The sequence below is a fragment of the Micromonospora sp. NPDC005220 genome, from assembly GCF_040607895.1.
Classification (GTDB): Bacteria; Actinomycetota; Actinomycetes; order Mycobacteriales; family Micromonosporaceae; genus Micromonospora.
In genome coordinates, this window is record NZ_JBEXHP010000222.1 from 1 (window position 1) to 3,373 (window position 3,373).

Annotated in this window: 2 protein-coding genes and 1 pseudogene; 1 reads left to right on the forward strand and 2 read right to left on the reverse strand. The window is 68.7% G+C overall.

Annotation, left to right across the window (positions count from 1 at the left end):
• Positions 1 to 46: 46 nt before the first annotated feature.
• Positions 47 to 1,987 carry an ABC transporter ATP-binding protein gene (locus tag ABZU52_RS32185; protein ID WP_354974681.1) on the reverse strand — a complete coding sequence of 647 codons (1,941 nt, stop codon included), beginning with the start codon at positions 1,985 to 1,987 and terminating at the stop codon, positions 47 to 49.
• A 213-nt stretch (positions 1,988 to 2,200) separates the two neighbouring features.
• Here ABZU52_RS32185 and ABZU52_RS32190 point away from each other — a divergent pair, with 213 nt between their 5' ends.
• A complete protein-coding gene (locus tag ABZU52_RS32190) occupies positions 2,201 to 3,037 on the forward strand; it encodes an alpha/beta hydrolase (protein WP_354974680.1) in 837 nt (278 codons plus the stop codon).
• A 129-nt stretch (positions 3,038 to 3,166) separates the two neighbouring features.
• Here the strand turns inward: ABZU52_RS32190 and ABZU52_RS32195 are convergent.
• Positions 3,167 to 3,373 (reverse strand): annotated as a pseudogene (locus ABZU52_RS32195) (HNH endonuclease); the annotation flags it as partial.

Below are 3,373 nucleotides of genomic sequence, written 5' to 3' on the forward strand. Positions count from 1 at the left end.
CCCGCCACGGACATTCCGCGGCGGGCGGCGGCATGACCGAGGACCGTCACGTGCCGACGCGTTGTTCCTGGACCGTCGGCTGCTCCTGGACCGTCGGCTGTTCCTGGACCGTCGGCTGTTCCTGGACCGTCGGCTGCTCCTGGACCGTCGGCTGTTCCTGGGCGAACTGGGTGCGGTACAACTCGTGGTAGCGGCCGCCAGCGGCGAGAAGCTCACCGTGTCGCCCGCGTTCGACGATGCGTCCGTCCTCGACGACCAGGATCTGATCGGCTGCCCGGATGGTGGAGAGCCGGTGCGCGATGACCACGCTCGTCCGGCCGGTCAGGGCCTCGGCGAGGGCGTCCTGAACCGCCGCCTCCGAGGTGGAGTCCAGATGCGCGGTGGCTTCGTCGAGGATGACCACGCGTGGACGGGCCAGCAGCAGCCGGGCGATGGTGAGCCGTTGCCGTTCCCCGCCGGACAGACGGTATCCGCGCTCGCCGACGACGGTGTCCAGCCCATCGGGCAGGGAGCGGATCAGGTCGTCGAGTCGGGCCCGCCGGAGCACCTCCCACATCTCGTCCTCGGTCGCGTCCGGGCGGGCGAACGCCAAGTTGGCGCGGATGCTTTCGTGGAAGAGGTGCCCGTCCTGGGTCACCACGCCCAACGCGGTCCGGATCGACTCGGCCGACAGGTCGCGTACGTCGACGTCGGCGAGCTTCACCGCGCCATCCTCGACGTCGTACAGGCGCGGCACGAGCTGCGCGATCGTCGACTTGCCCGCCCCGGAGGAGCCGACCAGCGCCACCATCTGCCCCGCTTCGGCGCGGAACGACACCCCGTGCAGCACCTCCTCGCCGCCGCGCGTATCGAGCTTCGCCACATCCTCCAGCGACGCGAGGGACACCTTGTCCGCCGAGGGGTAGCCGAACCGGACCCCGTCGAACTCCACCGCGACCGGCCCGTCCGGGAGGGGCCGGGCGTCGGCCCGGTCGAGGATCAGCGGCTTGAGGTCGAGGACCTCGAACACCCGCTCGAAGCTCACCAACGCGCTCATCACCTCGACCCGCGCACTGGCCAGCGAGGTCAGCGGCGCGTACAGCCGCGACAGCAGTAGCGCGAGGGCGACCACCGTCCCGGCGTCGAGGCTGCCCCGTAGCGCGTAGACACCGCCCAGCCCGTAGACCAGGGCCAGCGCCAGCGAGCCAACCAGGGTGAGCGCGGTGATGAAGACCCACTGCAGCATCGCGGCGCGGATGCCGATGTCCCGGACCCGACGTGCCCGCGCCGCGAACTCGGCGGACTCCTCGGCCGGCCGCCCGTACAGCTTGACCAGGGTGGCCCCCGGGGCGGAGAAGCGTTCGGTCATCCGGGTGCTCATTGCCGCGTTGTGTTCGGCCGCTTCCCGCTGCAACCGAGCGAGCCGCGAACCCATCCGGCGGGCGGGGAGAACGAAGATGGGCAGCAGGACCAGCGCCAGCAGCGTGATCTGCCAGGAGAAGGTGAGCATCACGGCCAACGTCAGCAGGAGCGTGACGGTGTTGCCGACCACACTCGACAGGGTGTCGCTGAAGGCCCGTTGCGCGCCGATCACATCGTTGTTCAGGCGGCTGACCAGCGCACCCGTGCGGGTCCGTGTGAAGAACGCCACCGGCATGCGCTGCACGTGGTCGAAAACAGCAGTCCGCAGTTGGACGATCAACCCCTCACCGATGCTGGCGGAGAGAAATCGCGTCACCAGACCCAGCCCGGCCTCGGCGAGGGCGATCACCGCGATCAGTACGGCCAACCGGATCACGACGCCGCTGTCGGCGCGGTCGACGATCGCATCGACCACGCGACCGGCGAGAACGGGCGCCGCCACCGTGAGAACCGCCGTCACCGCACTCAACAGCAGGAACCTGATGATCAAAGTACGGTACGGCCGCGCGAACTGCGCGATCCGCTTCAATGTCGCGCGGGACAGCGGTCGCTCGTCCTGCGCGTTCATCGCGTGGTGCAGGGACATCCACGCGGTAACTTCCATACTCATGCCGTACCTCCGATACCGGAGGCTAGGACCTCACCCGAGATTGAGGTCAAGTCGCCACGCGAGATGCGCCAACTCGGTGCGGACCACTTCTGACCACATTCGCCGAACGGGGACGCGCGTCCCACCACCAACGGAACCCACCGTTCCGGCTCAGGCAAGCCAGCGCACACGACGGTCATACTGTCGACCGTGGACCTGAGCGTGCGCGGCGACGACTGCCGCCTGTGGGCAGAACAGGCCGGCACCGGGCCGCCTCTGGTGCTCTGTCACGGGGGTCCGGGTCTCTGGGACTATCTCGCCCCGGTGACCCGGCTGCTCGAAAAGCATGCCCGCACCATCCGATGGGATCAGCGCGGCTGTGGGCGCTCGCAGCGGCGCGGACCGTATGACATCGCCCGCTTCGTGGCCGATCTCGACGCGGTACGCGACCAGTTGGCCGGTCCGCGGACGGCCCTGTTGGGCCATTCGTGGGGTGCACACCTGGCGTTGCGGTACGCCATCGAACACCCCGAACGGGTCAGCCATCTGATCTACGTGTCCGGGACCGGCATTGATCCCGATCGCGGCTGGCACCCGCACTACAAGCGGAATCTGAGGCTGCGGCTCGGGCCTCATCTGGACCGGTGGGAGACCCTCAACGCGCGCGATCGCACGCCCGCAGAGGAACGTGAATGGGCGGTGCTGCAATGGTCGGCCGACTTCGCCGATCACGGCACGGCACTGCGCCACGCCGATCGCATGGCCACACCGTGGCTCGGCATCAACCACGACTGCAGCCAGGCTGTCAACGCCGAGTTCAAGCGAGAGCTCAGCAGCTCCGGTATGGCCGAGCGGTGCCGAGCGCTCGACCTGCCAGTGCTGATCATCGACGGCACCGAGGACATCCGGCCCCGATGGGCCGTCGACTCGCTGCACCGCGCGTTGGCCAACAGCCAGCGGGTGAGCCTCGCCGGGTCCGGCCACCTTCCGTGGGTCGAGAATCCGCACGACTTTCGTCGGGCGGTTACCACCTTCCTGAGGCAATAGGGTCACCACATCTCCAGCCGGTTCAACCGCGATCACCCGGAATCGCGTTAGCGCCGCTGCGCAGCGGGGGCGGCTTCTCCGATGGGCTGGCTCACCGACCCCGAAAGGGTGCTATTTCTGCCGCTGCTCCTATGTTCGTCGGTGGTAGTGGTTGCGGCGGGGAAGTTGTTCGGGGTCGAGCCAGGTGGGTGGCACGAATTCGGGGTGTCCGTCGTCGCCGAGTCGGACGGCCCAGTCGCTGTGGTGGATGTGTCGGTGGTGGTGGCCGCAGAGTAGGACGGCGTTGTGGAGGCTGGTCGGGCCCCCGTCTGCCCAGTGGTGGATGTGGTGGGCGTG